Origin of the sequence: Streptomyces sp. NPDC008092 (assembly GCF_042957285.1) — a bacterium.
Classification (GTDB): domain Bacteria; phylum Actinomycetota; class Actinomycetes; order Streptomycetales; family Streptomycetaceae; genus Streptomyces.
On sequence record NZ_JBIBHY010000026.1, the window covers coordinates 75,481 to 91,750 of the forward strand.

Consider the following 16,270-nt stretch of genomic DNA (forward strand, 5'->3'; position numbering starts at 1 on the left):
GACCCCACGCGGACGCCACCAGGCAGGTGGCCGCCACCACACACCGCGTGTAGGGGTCTGTACCGCCGGAAGGACGGCTGGCCCCGGGAATCTAGGGGCCCTGAATGCCGGTCAAGAAGTACATGCGGCGCGGCACATCGAAGTTCTACTTCGTGCCGACGATCGCCGCCACCACGATGATCCCGACCCGCAGCGAACTGTCCGCGGGCACCCAGTTCACCTCTCACATCGCCGCGATGGACGGGTGGACGGTCGCCAACCAGGAGATCGACACGCCGGACATGGCGGACACGTACGACTCCACCATCCCCGGCTCCGACAAGGCCGACAGCAGCTCGTTCACGTTCTACGAGGACGAGGTCGACGCCGACCTCGAGGAGACCTTCGCGAAGGGCACCACCGGATACGTGGTCATCCTCCGCAAGGGCGACGTCCCCGCCAACCAGAGCATGGACGTCTTCCCGATCCGTGTCGCGAGCATCAGCCCGCAGTACACCGCGGACAACGAGGCCGCGAAGTTCATGGTCACCTGCTCCATCACCTCCCGTCCGCTGCAGGGCGCCGCCGTCCCGGCGGCCGGCACCGACGAGGTCCAGCAGGTCGCCATCACCGGCGGACCCACCGGCGGCACCTTCACCCTCACCTTCTCGGGGCAGACCACGTCCGGGGTCGCCTACAACGCGTCCGCCGCGAACGTGCAGACCGCCCTCGAGGCGCTCTCCAACATCGCCCCGGGCGATGTCACCTGCACCGGCGGCCCGCTGCCGACGACACCGGTGTCGGTGTCGTTCGCGGGCGGCGCCTACGACGGCGCGGACGTCCCGCAGATGACCGCCAGCGGCGCTTCCCTGACCGGTGGCACCAGTCCCGCGGTCGCGGTCACCACCACCACGCCCGGCGGCTGACCGATCCCATCCCGCAGCTCCCGGCCGGACGGCACACGCGTTCGGGAAGGGGCGCCCATGTGGCGTCCGGCCGGGTCCCCTTCCCCTGACGGAGGACCAACCTCATGACCACCAGCCAGACCAAGCCCGAACCGCCTGCTGCTGCGGTGGCCGCCGACGCGCACTGGGCGGCCACCCGGGAACGCCTCCGGAACCGGCAGCGCCCGACCTCCAGCCTGATCATCTGCGACGACCTCGACGTCAAGAAGGCCTTCGAGGAAGCCAAGTTCACCGTCCGCAGCCTCACCGCCCAGGCCGACGCATCCCCGGATGACGCGGACTTGAAGAAGGACCTGCTGGTCGCGCAGGTGGCCCTCGGGAAGGCCCAGACCGCGTTCGATGAGATCGCGATCGTGCTGCGGTTCCAGGCGCTGCGCCGGCCGGACTGGGAGGACCTCAAACGGGAGCACCCGCCGACCGAGGAGCAGGCCGAGGACAACCTGGCCGTCAACGTCGAGACCCTCGGCCCGGAGATGGTCGCCGCGAGCTCCCTGGACGGCATCACCGTCGACGACGCCAAGACCTACTTCAGCGAGTGGTCCGACGGCGAGGTCAACGCCCTCTTCAACGCCGCCTGGAACGTGCAGTCCGGGATCCGCATGGACGTGGGAAAAGGCTGATCTCCGATGACCGACTCCGTGACGAACTCGCGCTGTGCCGCCAGTACGGCATCCCGCACAGCCAGTTCCTCGGCGTCGGAGACGGCACCTGGACCCCGCGGGACCGGGAGAAGGCCCTCGCCTACGAGAACTACCTGCGGGCCGTCTGCCCGCAGTGCGGCACCCGCGAATCGGAGTGGGTCGACGAGCAGGGCGACTACCAGGACGCCTACGTCGCCATCTCGCACAAGTGCTTCGGATGCGAGGAGATCGCAGCCAAGCAAGCCGAGATCCCCGAGGGCCGCCCCGGGGCCGGGATGAAGGTCCTGCTGCTGCCGGCGTCAGTGCACGCCGCGCAGCAGCTCCTCGAGGAACTGACCACAGCAGCCCGATAGGCGGGCCAGGAGAGGGAAGGGAGGGGCACCGGTGGCGAACTGGAACCTGTCGGTCGACATTCGCGGAATGGGCAACAGCCTCTCCCGGGACCTGAAGGCGTCCGCACGCGATGCCCGCGCCCTCGGCACCGCCGCCCGGACCGCGAAGACCGAAGTCCGGGAACTCGGAACGGCCGCCGAGACCACGGGCCGCCGGATCCGCACCCTCGGCAGCGAGGCCCGCACCGCCGCCCGCCACATCAACACCCTCGGCGACGGCGCCCAGAACGCGGCCCGCCGCCTGAACCGGTACGGAGACGCCGCCCAGACCGCGAACCGACACCTGAACAGCCTCGGCGGGAACTCCCGCACGGCCAGCCGCGACCTGGCCCGCATGTCCGGCGAGCTCAACACCGCGGTCCGGGACCTGACCCGGCTGGCCCGGGCCGCCAGCGCCGCCGACACCCGCCTCGGCCGGCTCGGCGCCGGCGGCGTCACCGGGATCCGCCGCTACCGGGAGGAGACCAGCCGCCTCCACGAGACGCTCCGCAGCGTCGCAGCCCTCGGCGCGACCGTCGGCCTCACCCTCGGCCTGCACGAGGTGGTGGAGGAGGGCGGCCAGTACACGCAGGCGATGAACGCGTTCGGGGCCACCACCAGCGCGACGCAGATGCAGATGAAGCGCGCGGCCGCGACGGCCAACCAGCTCGGCAACGACCTCCAGTTGCCGGGCGCGACCGCCGCGGACGCTGCCGAGGCCATGGTGGAGCTCGCGAAGGCCGGTTTCCGCACCGACCAGGCCATCTCCGCGACCCGGGCCAGCGTCGTCTTGGCCTCCGCAGCCCAGGTCAACGCCGCCGACAGCGCGAAGTACCTCGGCGACATGATGGACCAGTTCGGCCTCGGCGCTGACCAGGCCGGAAAGGCCGCTGACACCCTCGCCGCCACAGCAAACGCGGCAAGTGGTGACATTATAGACATTTACTACGCCATGAAATATGCCGGGCCGGTCGCGCACGGCATGGGCGTCAGCATGCAGGAAGCCGCCTCCGCAGTCGGCATGCTCGGCAAGGCCGGCATCCTCGGCCAGACCGCCGGCACCACCCTGCGCGGCATGCTCGCCAACCTGGCCTCCCCGACGAAGCAGATGTCGGACGGCCTGAACGACCTCGGCATCAGCGCGTTCGACGCACAGGGCAACTTCAAGGGCCTCCGCTACGTCATCGACGAACTGTCCCAGGCCCAGCACCACATGACCCAGCAGGACTTCGCGGCCGCGGTGAAGAAGGCCTTCGGGAAGCCCGCCATGTCCGGGGCCATCGCGCTGGCCCACCAGGGCACCGCCAGCTTCGACAACCTGATGCAGGCCGTGTCCCAGACCGGCGCCGCCTCCCAGATCGCCGCCGCGAAGGGCAAGGGCCTCGCCGGTGCCATGCTCCAGCTCAAGACCCAGGCCAAGCAGACCGGCCTGGCCATCTATCAAGGAGCAGCGCCCGGCCTGGAGCGGCTCACCCGGGCGGCCACTACCGGCCTGAACAAGGCCACCCCCGCGATCGAGCACTTCTTCTCCTACCTCAACGACAGCGCAGCCCTGTTCGGCCCGGACATCTCCGCCGCCGTCAGCAGCGAGTTCAACCGCATCAAGACCGCGGCCGCGGGCATGGCCGGCGGCTTCAAGGACCTCGGTGAGCAGGGCCTCGCCGACCTCCTGCACCTCCTGCTGACCGTCGGCCAGCTCGCCGTCCAGGTCCTCACCAACCTCGCACACGGCGTCGAACCCGTCGTGGCCGCGTTCGCCGGCCTCTCGGGTGAGGGCAGCACCGTCTCCTCCACCCTGGACACCGTCGTCACTGCCGCCGACCTGGCCGCCAGCGCGGTCGGCGCCCTCTCCGCGGTCCTCGTGCCGATCGGGCACATCGTCGCCACCCTGGTCTCCGCGTTCGGTGGCCTGCCCGCCCCGATCCAGCAGTTCGTCCTCGCCGCCCTCCTCGTGCGCCGGATCCAGCCCGCCATGGCCGGCCTGGCCACCACCGTGAGCGGCCGGGTCACCGGCGCGGTCCGCGGACTGGGCGAGCAGATGCGCGTCCAGCAGACCCTGGCCGCGTCCGCCGGAGTGTCCCTGTCCCGGTACGGGGCCGCGTTCGCCGTCCTGCAGTCCCGGGTCCCGGTCATCGGCCGGATGGGCACCGCATTCCGTGACGCCACCACCCAGACCACCGGATTCGCCGGCGCGGTCCGCGGCGTCACCGCGGCCGCCGGCGTCGGCCTGCGCGGCGCCATGTCCGGGCTCATGGGCGCCATGGGCGGCCCCTGGGGCGTCGCCATCACCGGCCTGACCGTCGGCCTCGGCCTGCTCGCCTCCTCCCAGCAGCAGGCGGCCGCGAAGGCCGCCGAGCACAAGGCGAACATCGACGGCCTGACCTCTGCGATGCGCCAGTCCAACGGGGTCATCGACGAGTCCGTACGCCAGCAGGCCGCCCAGACGATCCAGAACGCCAAGCTGGAGGGCAGCAGCCAGTCCCTGGTCGACGTCATGGGCAAGGTCGGCTACACGCTGTCCGACCTCACCGACTCCTACCTCGGCCAGGGCGAGAGCGTCGACAAGCTGGCCGACAAGATGCAGGCCCTGGCCAAGGCGAAAGCCGAGGAGGCAGTTGCCAAGGGAGCTCACAACGTCGACAAGGATCTTGCGAAGCAAGCCAGCGCGTACGCGGCGGCCGGCAAGTCCCTCAGGTCGATGTCCGGGGACGCCAAGGAAGCGGCGAAGAACGCGAAAGACCTCACCGACGCCACCAAGGGTGCTGGGGACGGCACCAGCGCCTACGACCGGCTGAAGACCGCGGTCGCCGCGCTCGCCGACAAGACCGCGGACGCCGACCAGCGCACCCGCGCCCTCCGCGACGCCCTCGACCTCCTGTCCGGCGGCAGCATCAGCCTGCAGGCGGCGCAGGCCCGGGTGAACGAGGCCATCACCAACGCCACCGAGGCCATGGCCGACGGCATCGACAAGACCGCCGGCTACGGCAAGGCGCTCCTGCAGACCAACGGCAGCCTCAACACGACCACGAAGAACGGTCAGCAGCTGTTCAACACCCTCAACACCGTCTCCGACGGCGCCGCGAACGCCGCGATCGCCGCCTACGACTTCGCCCAGTCCCAGAACAAGAGCCTCCCGGAGTCCCTGAAGGCCGCCAGCGCCGAGATGGAGAAGGCCCGCAAGTCCGCGATCGACCTGATGGGCGGCTACGGGCTGACCGCCACGCAGGCCGGGAAGGTCGCCGACTCCCTCGGTCTGATCCCCGGGCAGGTGTCGATCCTGCTCGAGACCAAGGGCGTCGACTCCACCCTCGCCGAGCTCGTCGCCGTCCAGGCCGAGTTCCAGAAGGTCCCGAAGTCGAAGACCATCAAGGTCGACGCGCTCGGCGCGGACGCGAAGAAGGAACTGGAGGACATCGGCTACAAGATCGAGCTGATTCCCGGCACCCGCGAATACAAGATCACAGCTCCGACGAAGGACGCCCGCACCCAGCTCGACCAGCTCATCAACACGATGTCCCAGGTCCCGTCCGGCAAGAGCGTGAAGGTCGACGCGAAGACCTCCGCGGCCATCAAGGACCTGGAGGCCGTCCAGGCGAAGATCCGGGGCACCAACGGCAAGACCATCACCATGAAGGCGCCGACCGCGGCGGCCCGCGCACAGCTCGAAGCCCTCGGATTCAAGATCCACCAGGTGCCGGGGTCGAAGAACGTCACCATCACGATCCCGACCGGCGGCCCGAAGAGCGCGGTCAGCAGCATCCAGTCCGCGATCAACTCCATGCACGGCAAGACCGTCACCGTCACGATCAACGGCGTCAAGACCGGCGTGGACCCGTCGAAGTACTACTCGCAGGGCCCCCACAAGAACGCCGACGGCGGCGTCTGGGACTACTACGCCGACGGCGGCGTCCGGGCCCGCCCCCGCCCGAAGAACGTCCACCACTTCGCCGGCGGCACGGAGAACCACGTCGCGCAGATCGCCCGCGCGGGCGACTGGCGGATGTGGGCTGAGCCGGAGACCCAGGGCGAGGGCTACGTGCCTTTCGCGACCTCGAAGCGCCCGCGCTCCCGGAAGATCACCGAGGAGATCGTCCGGCGCTTGGGCGGCGACCCGGCCGGCATCCAGTGGAACGCCGACGGATCCGTCACCGACTGGCGCTACGACCCCCAGACCGGCTCCCTCTACAGCGTGTCCGACGCCGGACAGGCCGGGCACAAGACCCGCAAGGTCAAGCTCAAGGGCGGAAAGACCAAGAACGTCGACTACTTCGACGTCGGCGCGGTCGAGGCAAAGATCAAGTCGGCGGCGAAGGCGACCGCGGCCTGGAACAAGGACCTGGAGAAGGTCGCCGACCGGGCCGGCGGCGACGTCGCCGAAGCCCTCGCCTCCATGGGCGAGGACGGCATGAAGATCGCCCACAAGATGGCGACCGGGTCCACGAAGTACGTCAACGAGATGACCAAGGCACTCAAGGCCCTCCAGGCCACCGCCAAGGCCTCGCTGACCGACTACACCCGGCAGTTGACCAGCGCGAACAAGGTCAACGCAACGTTCACGGCGAACCTGGCCAAGCTCGCCGCCGAGGGCTACGGAGACCTCGCCGCCCAGCTGGCCGCGCAGGGTGACGAGGCCGCCCAGCAGTTGGCCGCGTCCGCCGCCGGCGACAAGTCGAAAGCGTCGAAGGCGAACGCGCAGGCGAAGACCGCCAACAGCGCGCTCACGGCCGACCAGGTGTCCGAACTGGTGGAGATCATCGCCTCGATCAAGACCAAGGACACCGGGATCCACGCCGTCGCGGCCGCCACCGGCCTCGGCGAAGACGAAATCATCACCGTCGCCACCAAAGCCAAGTCGCAGATCAGCAAATCCCTCGGGACGAGGGCCGGGAAGTTCCTCGCCGACCTGTCCCGCGCCAACAAGCACCTCTCCTACGCCGACGGCGGCATCCGCGCCGGCATGTACGCCACCCAGTCCGGGATCGTCCGCTTTGCCGAACCGGAGACGCACGGGGAGGCCTACCTGCCCCTCTCCCCGTCCAAGCGGCGCTCCGCGCTGCCGGTCCTCCAGGACGTCGCGCACCGCTTCGGATTCGGCCTGACCGACGCGGCATCCGGCCGGACCGTCGTCATCGTCAGGTCCGGCGACACCATCAACGTCCCCGTGACCCCGGTCCGGACCGGCGCGACCGCATCCGACATCGGCGCCCAGGTCGGACGGTCCGTCCGCCGCGCCCGCAGGGGAGGGGTGGCATCCCGTGCCGCTTGACCTTGACGACTGGCAGTACGACATCGGAGGCGTCCTCATCGGCGCCGGCACCAGCGTGCAGGTCATCGAGACCACCGGCCTGGGCCGGCCACCGGTGCGGGACAACGACGTCGACCAGCCCAGCATGGACGGGCAGTTCGCGGGCCCCGACTACTGGACCGGTCGGCAGATCCAGTTCGATGCCGCAGTCCGGATCCCCGGTGACGCGGCCGCCTGCCACGACATGATCGCCCAACTGCAGGCAGCCACCGACCCGGCCGCGGTGCGCCTGGTCGGCGGGCAGGGCCTGACGCTGCGGATCAAACGGCCCGGCCGGCCGGTCAAGTCGATGACCGTGCGGGCCCGGAAACTCGACCCGGAGTTCAAGGACGTCATCCACGGCTACGTGCCCCTGGACCTGGAGTTCCTCGCCCACGACCCGACCTACTACGCCGACACCGACACCGTCACCGAGATCCCCCTCGGCTGGCTCACCGGCGGCGGGTTCGCCGCGCCCGTCGTCGCACCCATCTACGTGCAGTCCGGGACCACCGCGGCCGACCGGCCCGGCTGGGTCACCAACTCCGGTGACGCCGACGCCTGGCCCATCATCCGGATCACCGGACCGTGCGCCAACGTCACCGTCACCCACGTCGCCTCCGGCCGCACCCTCGCCCTGCCCACCCTGACCCTGGCCGCCGGCCGCTGGGTCGAGATCGACACCCGCCCGGGCTACCGGACCGTCACCTGGGACAACGGCGGCAACGCCTCCTCCTACCTGTCCCCGGCCTCCCGCATCGACCTGTTCAGCCTCCCCGCCGGCACGTCGGAGATGCGCTGGACCGCGTTCGACTCCACCAACACCGCCCGCCTGCGCCTGACCTGGCGCGACGCCTACATCGCCCTCTGAGGAGAGAGCCGACCATGTCCCTGTACCCGCGGCCCATCCTCACCAACGGAGCCACCCACCCCGCCGCCCAGTTCCGCATGCTCGTCCGGGACCTCGCCCGCGGCGCCGAGGGCATCACCGAAGGCGACGACCTCAAGGTCACGCAGCGCTCCACCCCCGGCGGCGGTGTCACGGTCGCCGACGGGTCCTGCGTCATCCAGGGCCGCGACGACGCCTACCAGGGCCACTACTCTGCCTACAACGCCGGAGCGGTCGACGTCGACATCGCAGCGACCGGCGGCAGCGCACGATCCGACATGCTCATCGTCCGTATCGAGGACCCCGAGTACACCGGCAGCCTGGACCCTGCTGCGGACGCCATCGTGTACTTCCAGGTCATCTCCAACGTGTCCTCGTCGGCGACCGCCATCCCCGACGGCCGCACCGGGATCCCCCTCGCGCGTATCGACATCCCCTCGTCGACCGCGACCATCACCAACGCGATGATCACCGACCTGCGGTCCATCGCGAACCCCCGCCGCACCCGGCAGATGTTCACCCACTCCCCAGCCAGCGACAGCTCACTGATCGGCGCCAGCACCAGCTACTCCTACTTCTCCACCGAACCCGGCGTCAGCATCGCCGTGCCGTCCTGGGCGACCAAGGCCCGAGTCCGCGTCGACGTCTGCCCGCTGCGCTACAGCGTCGCCGACTACCTCGGCGCTCTGCAGGCCACATTCGGAGCCAGCCTCACCCTGCAGAACACCTCCCTCGACGACAACCAGGGCTCCGGCGTCCGGAAGATCCCCGCGATCTGCGCCGACACCCTCACCATCCCCTCCGCCTACCGCGGCACCAACCAGCTCCTGCGCGCCCAGGCCAACGGCGCCTCCGGGAACGCCGGCCGCATCAACGTCACCTCCAGCACCACGTTCGTGTACGACGTCGAGTTCGAGGAGGCCCCCCGGTGACCGCCCCCGTACCCGACCGGGTCCTCACCCAGAACGCGCTCACCGGGCAGTGGCTGTCCACCGCGCTGCCCCTGACCGAACTGGAGTACGGCAACGAACTCAACGGGCCCGGCAGCCTCACCGGGAAACTCGCGCCCCGCCTGCTGTCCTCCAACCCGGCCGTCGTGGACCCCGACAACACGTTCATCTACGTCGAATCCGCCGGCCAGATCGTGTGGGGCGGGGTCATCTGGGACGTTCGCAGCGAAGGCAACGAGTACACGGTCGAAGCAGCGTCCTGGTCGTCGTACCTGCAGCACCGCTACGACCTGGACGGGCAGCACGGCGGCCGCGGCCCCTACACCTACGCCGACCGCTGCCAGGTCATCCGCAACATCTGGACCTACGCCCAAGGAGTCGCCGACGGCAACCTCAGCGTGATCGTGGACTCCACCACCTCCACGTCCACCATCGGCACCCCCAGCGACGTCTACAACAGCTTCTGGTACGACATGAACTGCCTCGGCGACCAGGTCGACGACCTCGTCTCCGGCGACGCCACCCCCGACTACACCTGCGCCACCTCGTGGAACGCCGACAAGACCGCGATCGTCAAGCGGATCCGGCTCGGCTGGCCGCGCCTGGGTCGGCGCCGCAGCGACATCACCTTCACGTCGGGCGTGAACATCATCGAAGATCCCGAAGTCGTCCTTGGCGGCGACGACTACGCGCAGGTCGTCATCGTCACCGGATCCGGTGACGGCTCCGCCAAGCTGAGGCAGATCTCCGCCGTCCGCAACGGCCGGATCCGCATGGAAGCCGCCGTCGACGCACCCGAACTCAACGGCAACGACACCCTCAAGGCCCGCGCCAACTGGGAACGGGCCTGGCGGCAGGTCCTCGGATCCATCGACGAGATCACCGTCCGCGACACGACCGCGGCCCCGTTCGGCAGCTACCAGATCGGCGACGACATCTACACCCGCGTCCACAACACGTGGACCGACTTCGCCGGCTGGTGCCGGATCACCGGATGGTCCCGGAAACCCACCGCGCAGGGCGGCCCGCAGACCGTCGTCTCCCTCAAGCCGTCCGCGATGTACAACTACGGGAGCGCCTGATGGACATCGGCCGGAAGCTGAACGAGCTCGAATCCCGGCTGAGGAACGTGGAACGCCAAGCCCGCCTCTCCCACGCGGCCATCGACAACACCGCGCTGGTCGTGAAGGACGGCACCGGCAGCCTCCGCGGCATCATCGGCCTGCAGTCCGACGGCACCACCGCCGTGACCATCGTCAACGGGCCCCCGCCGCCGCAGCCGTCCGCTCCGATCGTCGCCTCGGTCCTCGGCGGGGTCACCGTGTCCTGGGACGGCACGTTCGCCGACGGCTCCCCGCTCCCGCTGGACTGGTCCAGGGTAGAAGTCCACGCCTCCGCCACCGCGGTGTACGAGCCGGCGCCGTCCACGCTGCAGTCCACGATCGAGACCGCGCAGGGCGCCACCGTCGTCGTACCGTGCCAGACGGCCGTCTACGTCCTGCTGGTGGCCCGGAACACCTCCGGGACCGCCAGCACAGCCTCCGCCATCGTCGGCCCCTACGGGCCCACCCCGGTCGTCGCCGACGACGTCCTGGACGGCATCATCACCACCGTCAAACTCGCCGACGACGCGGTCACCCAGGCGAAAATCGCGGCCGCCGCGGTCGGTTCCACCGAACTCGCCGCCGGGGCGGTCCTCGAGGAGAAACTCGCCGCGAACGCCGTCACCACCGGCAAGCTCGCCGACCAGGTCATCACGGACACGAAACTCGCCGACGACGCCGTCACCGCCGCCAAGGTCGCCGTCGCCGCGATCGAGGCCCCGGCCCTGGCCGACGGATCCGTCATCGCTGGGAAGATCGCAGCGAACGCGGTCACCGCCACCACCATCGCCGCCGGCTCGGTGCAGACCGCGGCCCTGGCCGCGGACGCGGTCGCCGCCGGGAAGGTAGCGGCGGACGCCATCACCGCCCGCGAGCTCGCCGCCGCATCCGTCACCGCTGCCGAGATCGCCGCGAACGCGGTCACCGCGGCCGCCATCGCGGCCGGCGCCATCACCACCGACAAACTCACCGTCACCGGCGGCGCCAACCTGCTGTCCGACCCGTCCTTCGAGGGCGCCTACGCTGCCAGCCTGGTTACCGGCAGCAGCAACTTCTCCATCGACCCCACCGGCAACGGGTCCGGGCACAGCCTGAAAGTCAATGCGGTCGCCGGATCCGCTACCACCCGGTCCCTGAAAATCACCACCGTGCCGATCCTGGCCGGCGACCAGCTCTACCTCGCCTTCGACTACCTCGCCAGCAGCGACTACACCAGCACCGCCATCATCAAGCTGTACGCCCGCTGGGAGGACAGCACCGGCGCGGTCCTCGGCTACGGCGTCGCCCAGGGCAACCCGCCTGTCCTCGGCGGCAGCACCTGGACTCGGCCCACCGCCACCGTCACCGCACCGGCCACGACTGTGCAGGCAACCGTCTGGGTGGAGAGCTACCAGGCGTCGGCAGGCACCGTCCGCTGGGACAACGCCGCCGTCCGCCCGGTCGCCGCCAGCACCCAGATCCAGGACGGTGCGATCACCACGGCCAAGGTTGCCGCGCTGGCCATCACCGCCGCGCAGATCGCCGCCGACGCGGTCGCCGCCGGGAAGATCGCCGCCGACGCCGTGACGGCCCGGGAGATCGCTGCCCTCACCATCACCGCGGCCGAGATCGCCGCGAACGCCATTGTCACCGGGAAGATCCAGGCTGGCGCTGTCGACGCCACCGCGCTCGCCGCGGACGCCATCACCGGCAAGACCATCACCGGCGGCACCATCACCGGATCCGTGCTCCAGACCGCAACCAGCGGTGAGCGGATCACCCTGAACGAAGCCTCCGCGAACAAGGTCCTCGTCTACAACTCCAGCGGTGTCGCCATCGGTGAACTGTCCTCCCGGGGCCTGCTGGTCGCCGGAACCACTGGGGCTGTCATCTGGGCCAACCCCAGCGCTGCCCTCCCGCAGTTCCTCCTCCAGAACGCAGCCGGCACCAACTCGGCGTACATCCAGATGGCCGACCCCACGGGCAGCGACGCCAACATCCAGATGGTCACCGGCACCTTCACCGCCGACACCTTCACCGACAGGTGCTGGCGCCAGTACATGGGCAACGACTTCGCGACGATCGAACGCATCCGCCGCGGCAGCTCCACCGCCAACCGCGGCGGACGCATGAACCTGCACGCCGACTACGCCGAAATCGGCTACATGGATGCGGCGTCCACCGCGAACTCCGGCTACCTGTACCACGAGCCCGGAGCCGTCACCACCAAGGGCCGCCACGCCGTCACCCCGCTCGCGGCCAGCAGCAGCGACGCCCTGTCCGTGAACGCGTTCACCGGGCACACCGGGACCCTGCTCCGGGCTCAGCTCAACGCCGTCGACAAGTTCACCGTCGACAAGGACGGCAACACCGCCGTCGCCGGCAACGCCGCACTGGCCGGGATCCTCACCGCCGGGAACCTGGCCTGGGGCCGCGTCACCATCACCGTTTCCACCGCGAACACGCCCGCGTCCGTCACCGTGACCGGCCTGAACGTCACCGGCAGCACGTTCCAGGCCCTCGCCACCCCCCTGGCCACCACCCCCGGCTCCGTGGTCACCGGAGTCGGGGTCACCTCCATCACCGCGACCTCGGCGGTGGTGTGGGCCAACCGCAGCAGCACTGGAACCGTCCAAGTCTCCTATCTGATCATCGGAGTGTGATCTCTGTGAGCGACGAAGACCCGCAGCCCGTCTACATGACCGCGACCTGCCATACCGAAGGCTGTCCCCTCAACGGGGTGCCGTTCGTGGCGCCGTTCTACCCGAACACCACGGAACCGATCTACCGCGGTCAGTGCGCCGAGTGCGGGCAGCCCATCACCGACCTCGTCCCCCTCGACCCGCAGCCCACTACCTGACCGCCTGGGCGGAGGGAACGTATGTCCCGGCCGCCTCTACTCTGATCACTGGGTGACCCTCCGCCCCCCTTTTGCTGGATCCCCCGAGGGACGACCACACGCAGTGGTCCGCCACCACATTCACCTGGGCGCGGGGAGATCCAGGAGTACGGGCGCGTGCCCGACCTCAAGATCAAGAAGTATGAGGTGCACCCCAAGCTGGGCAGGCACCTCGTCCTCGACCCGCGCACCCTCGCCTACCAGCGTCCCTACGCCGGTGAGCCCCTGAAGCCCGCCGAGTGGGAGCCCACCGTCCCGGTCCTGGACCAGGAAGACCTCCTCGCGCAGGGCATCCGCACCAGCGAGATGTTCCAGGGCGTCGAGGATGTTGACGCTCTCGGGTCGTGCACCGGGAACTCGGGCACCGAGCTGATCTCCGCCCTGCACGACGCCAAGACGCTGGCGGACGCGGGCCTGGACATCACCGATCCGGTCGCCGCCGAGAAGTGGGCCATCGGCCTCTACTCCGACGCCTCCCACCGCGACCAGTGGATGGACCAGAACTGGCCCACCACCGACTGCGGCTCCTCCGGCCTCGGCGTCGCCAAGGCGCTGCGCTCTCGTGGACTCATCGACCAGTACGGCACCGCCACCAGCGCCCTCGAACTCTGCCGGGACCTGCAGCACGGCGGGCTGCTGGCCGGCATGCCCTGGTTCAAGGCCTGGTTCGAACCCGTCGGCTCCTCGGCCCTCCTGGACGACATCCCGGACTGGGAGAAGTCCCCGATCGCCGGCGGCCACGAACTGTACGTCAGCGCCCTCGAGCAGGTCCGCCAGACCGCCGCCGGCCGCATCGACTACAAGCGCACGATCATCCGCCTGCGTAACCACTGGACCCGGTCCTGGGGAGACAACGGCTCCTTCCGGATGTCCCTGGCCATCTACCAGAAGCTCCGCAAGCAGATCGACCTTCTGCAGCCGCGCCTGGACGCCTCCCGCCACTGACCCACCCCCCTACCTTCCCCCGCCCCACACCCGAGGAGAACGTCATGGGCGAGCACCGCCCGATCGAGGACGACATCAGCCAGGACCGGCAGGCCCAACTGCTCACCAGCACCGGCAACGGCCCGACCGTCGGCAACGAGGAAGACCTCCTGGCCGCCGAGTTCGGGCCGGCCGACAGCCGCGGCATCTACGGCGCCCCGGCCGCGCCCGACGCCGACACCGCCGAGGACGGCAGTGGTCCGCGGCAGCTCGGCCAGAACACCGGTGGCCTGGAGAAGATGATCCAGGCCATGGAAGCGTGGCTCGGCACCGGCGAGCCCAACGCCATTCAGGCCTGGTACCGCGAACGCAACGGGAACGCGTACGCGGGCAACTTCGCATGGTGTGACGCGACGGTCACCATCTCGGCGTTCGTCTCCGACAACTACGGTGCCGTCAACTTCGACACCGACTACGCCTACACCGTCGCCCACGCCGCCCGCTTCGACGCGGCCAAGCAGTGGACGCCGATGACCAACGGCATCCTCAAGTCCGGGATCCGCCGCGGCGACATCATCTTCTTCGACTGGGACGGCTCCTCCAGCATCGGAGCGATCGACCACGTCGGTGTCGTGACCAGCGTCTCCACCGACGGCCAGTACGTGTACACGATCGAGGGCAACACCGCGAACGTCTGCGCGAGGCGTGTGCGCGTCGTCCACGACATCGCGGGGTACGGCCGACCGAAGTACCCGGCCGTCACCGGTGTCACCACGTCCACGCCGGCCCGCTACCAGGTCACCGTCAACGGCCTCGCCTACGGGTACGGGGCGAAGGGCGACCACATCACCGCGGTCCGGACCGCGGTCGCGAAGAAGGGGCTTGGGAAGCACGCCACGACCGGAGCCACATGGTCGGACGCCGACACCCTGAACTTCAGCGACTTCCAGAAGTCCCTCGGCTACAAGGGCACCAAGGCCGGCCAGGACGCCGACGGCGTTCCCGGCGCCACGTCCCTGGTGAAGCTGCTGGGCAAGCTTCCCGCTCCGGCCCCGAAGCCGAAGCCCACCCCGCAGTACGAGCCGTTCCCCGGCGAGGGCTTCTTCCACGCTGGCCGCCACAGCCCGGTCATCACCGCGATGGGCCGCCGCCTGGTCGCCCTCGGCTTCGGCCGCCACTACACGTCCGGGCCCGGCCCGAACTGGACCAACGCGGACCGGGCGAACGTACGCGATTTCCAGATGTCCCGGGCCGACCTCAAGGGCGACCCGGACGGCATCCCCGGCCCCAAGACCTGGGCCGCACTCCGCGTGCCCAAGGTCTGACCTCTCACCCACCCCTCCCACCAAGGAGACCACCGTGTCACCCGTCCTCATCCTCAAGCGTGAGCCGGCCGCCTGGCTGACGCTCATCGCGGTCGTCGTCAAGCTCCTCGCCGCGTTCGGCCTGGACGTCACCGCCGACCAGCAGTCCGCCGTCAACGCCGTCGCGGCCGCCGCGATGGGCCTGCTCGTCGCCGCCATCGCCCACGACGGTGTCGGCGCCGCCGTGATCGGCCTCGCGCAGGCCGCTCTGGCCCTGGCCCTCGGTTTCGGCCTGGACTGGTCCGCGGACCGCCAGGCCGTCGTCATGGCAGCCGTCACCGTCATCGTCGGCATGTGGGACCGCACCCAGGTCACCGCGCCCGCCCCGGCCGCCGTCGTGCGGTCGGTCAAGGCCTGAACTTAGGAGCCGCCATGGGTGACGAGCCGACCAACGGTGAACTGGCTCGTCGCCTTGACGCCGGGTTCGACGACCTCAAAGAAGACATGCGGACTCTCGCCGCACGTCTCGACACCAAGGTCGACGCAAGCCTGCTGGCGCTGCAACAGCAGGCACAAGACGACCGGCACCAGGCGCTGGAGACTCGCGTGACCGCCATCGAGGGCGATCGAACCCGCGAGGCAGAGCGGCGCCAACAGGAACAGCGCGAACTCGAAACCCGGCGGGCCGGCGACAAACGACTCATCCTGACCGCGCTCGTCGTGCCCCTCCTGCTCCTGCTTCTGCAGGTGTACCTGGCCAGTAAGGGGTCGAACTGACGTGAGGGAAAGCCCGGCAGCGTCCCGCAGGCGCAGACGACGAACCGACATCGTCTGGGTCTGCGGGGCCTCGCTGCTCCTGCTTCTGCAGGTGTACCTGGCCAGTAAGGGGTCGAACTGACGTGAGGGAAAGCCCGGCAGCGTCCCGCAGGCGCAGACGACGAACCGACATCGTCTGGGTCTGCGGGGCCTCGCTGCTCCTGCT

At 69.8% G+C, this 16,270-nt stretch carries 13 protein-coding genes; all 13 read left to right on the top strand.

Annotation, left to right across the window (positions count from 1 at the left end; genetic code table 11):
* Positions 1–104 precede the first annotated feature (104 nt).
* The 13 genes from ACFZB3_RS47830 (at position 105) to ACFZB3_RS47890 (ending at position 16,065) form a co-directional block, all read left to right on the top strand.
* A complete protein-coding gene (locus ACFZB3_RS47830) occupies positions 105–905 on the top strand; it encodes a hypothetical protein (protein ID WP_391389737.1) in 801 nt (266 codons plus the stop codon).
* Positions 906–1,009: 104 nt separating this feature from the next.
* Positions 1,010–1,564 carry a hypothetical protein gene (locus ACFZB3_RS47835; protein ID WP_391389739.1) on the top strand — a complete coding sequence of 185 codons (555 nt, stop codon included), beginning with the start codon at positions 1,010–1,012 and terminating at the stop codon, positions 1,562–1,564.
* A complete protein-coding gene (locus tag ACFZB3_RS47840) occupies positions 1,480–1,938 on the top strand; it encodes a hypothetical protein (protein WP_391389741.1) in 459 nt (152 codons plus the stop codon). Before ACFZB3_RS47835 ends, ACFZB3_RS47840 begins: the two co-directional genes overlap by 85 nt.
* Before the next feature lie 31 nt (positions 1,939–1,969).
* Entirely contained in the window at positions 1,970–7,222 is a 5,253-nt protein-coding gene (locus tag ACFZB3_RS47845) for a phage tail tape measure protein (RefSeq protein WP_391389743.1), read from the top strand.
* Entirely contained in the window at positions 7,212–8,111 is a 900-nt protein-coding gene (locus ACFZB3_RS47850) for a phage distal tail protein (RefSeq protein ID WP_391389745.1), read from the top strand. Before ACFZB3_RS47845 ends, ACFZB3_RS47850 begins: the two co-directional genes overlap by 11 nt.
* Positions 8,112–8,125: 14 nt before the next feature.
* Positions 8,126–9,061 (top strand): hypothetical protein, encoded by a 936-nt coding sequence (locus ACFZB3_RS47855; protein WP_391389747.1) that lies wholly within the window; start codon positions 8,126–8,128, stop codon positions 9,059–9,061.
* On the top strand, positions 9,058–10,161 hold the full coding sequence (locus ACFZB3_RS47860; RefSeq protein ID WP_391389749.1) for a hypothetical protein: 1,104 nt from the start codon (positions 9,058–9,060) through the stop codon (positions 10,159–10,161). The genes ACFZB3_RS47855 and ACFZB3_RS47860 overlap by 4 nt, the downstream gene beginning before the upstream one ends.
* The gene (locus ACFZB3_RS47865; RefSeq protein ID WP_391389751.1) at positions 10,161–12,824 is read left to right on the top strand and encodes a hypothetical protein; all 2,664 of its coding nucleotides are present in this window, start codon (positions 10,161–10,163) and stop codon (positions 12,822–12,824) included. Before ACFZB3_RS47860 ends, ACFZB3_RS47865 begins: the two co-directional genes overlap by 1 nt.
* A 5-nt stretch (positions 12,825–12,829) precedes the next feature.
* Positions 12,830–13,021 (top strand): hypothetical protein, encoded by a 192-nt coding sequence (locus tag ACFZB3_RS47870; RefSeq protein ID WP_391389753.1) that lies wholly within the window; start codon positions 12,830–12,832, stop codon positions 13,019–13,021.
* A gap of 156 nt (positions 13,022–13,177) precedes the next feature.
* Positions 13,178–14,005, top strand: coding sequence for a hypothetical protein (locus ACFZB3_RS47875; protein ID WP_391389755.1), 828 nt, complete (start codon positions 13,178–13,180; stop codon positions 14,003–14,005).
* Positions 14,006–14,049: 44 nt separating this feature from the next.
* Positions 14,050–15,309, top strand: coding sequence for a peptidoglycan-binding protein (locus ACFZB3_RS47880; protein ID WP_391389757.1), 1,260 nt, complete (start codon positions 14,050–14,052; stop codon positions 15,307–15,309).
* Between the two features lie 34 nt (positions 15,310–15,343).
* Positions 15,344–15,706, top strand: coding sequence for a hypothetical protein (locus ACFZB3_RS47885; protein WP_391389759.1), 363 nt, complete (start codon positions 15,344–15,346; stop codon positions 15,704–15,706).
* 14 nt (positions 15,707–15,720) lie between these two features.
* The gene (locus tag ACFZB3_RS47890) at positions 15,721–16,065 is read left to right on the top strand and encodes a hypothetical protein (RefSeq protein ID WP_391389761.1); all 345 of its coding nucleotides are present in this window, start codon (positions 15,721–15,723) and stop codon (positions 16,063–16,065) included.
* Positions 16,066–16,270 lie beyond the last annotated feature (205 nt).

Bases quoted from the DNA above. Each gene is read 5' to 3' on its own strand.
- ACFZB3_RS47890 (WP_391389761.1), top strand. From the start codon at position 15,721: ATGGGTGACGAGCCGACCAACGGTGAACTGGCTCGTCGCCTTGACGCC.
- ACFZB3_RS47865 (WP_391389751.1), top strand. From the start codon at position 10,161: ATGGACATCGGCCGGAAGCTGAACGAGCTCGAATCCCGGCTGAGGAAC.
- ACFZB3_RS47855 (WP_391389747.1), top strand. From the start codon at position 8,126: ATGTCCCTGTACCCGCGGCCCATCCTCACCAACGGAGCCACCCACCCC.
- ACFZB3_RS47880 (WP_391389757.1), top strand. From the start codon at position 14,050: ATGGGCGAGCACCGCCCGATCGAGGACGACATCAGCCAGGACCGGCAG.
- ACFZB3_RS47835 (WP_391389739.1), top strand. From the start codon at position 1,010: ATGACCACCAGCCAGACCAAGCCCGAACCGCCTGCTGCTGCGGTGGCC.
- ACFZB3_RS47830 (WP_391389737.1), top strand. From the start codon at position 105: ATGCCGGTCAAGAAGTACATGCGGCGCGGCACATCGAAGTTCTACTTC.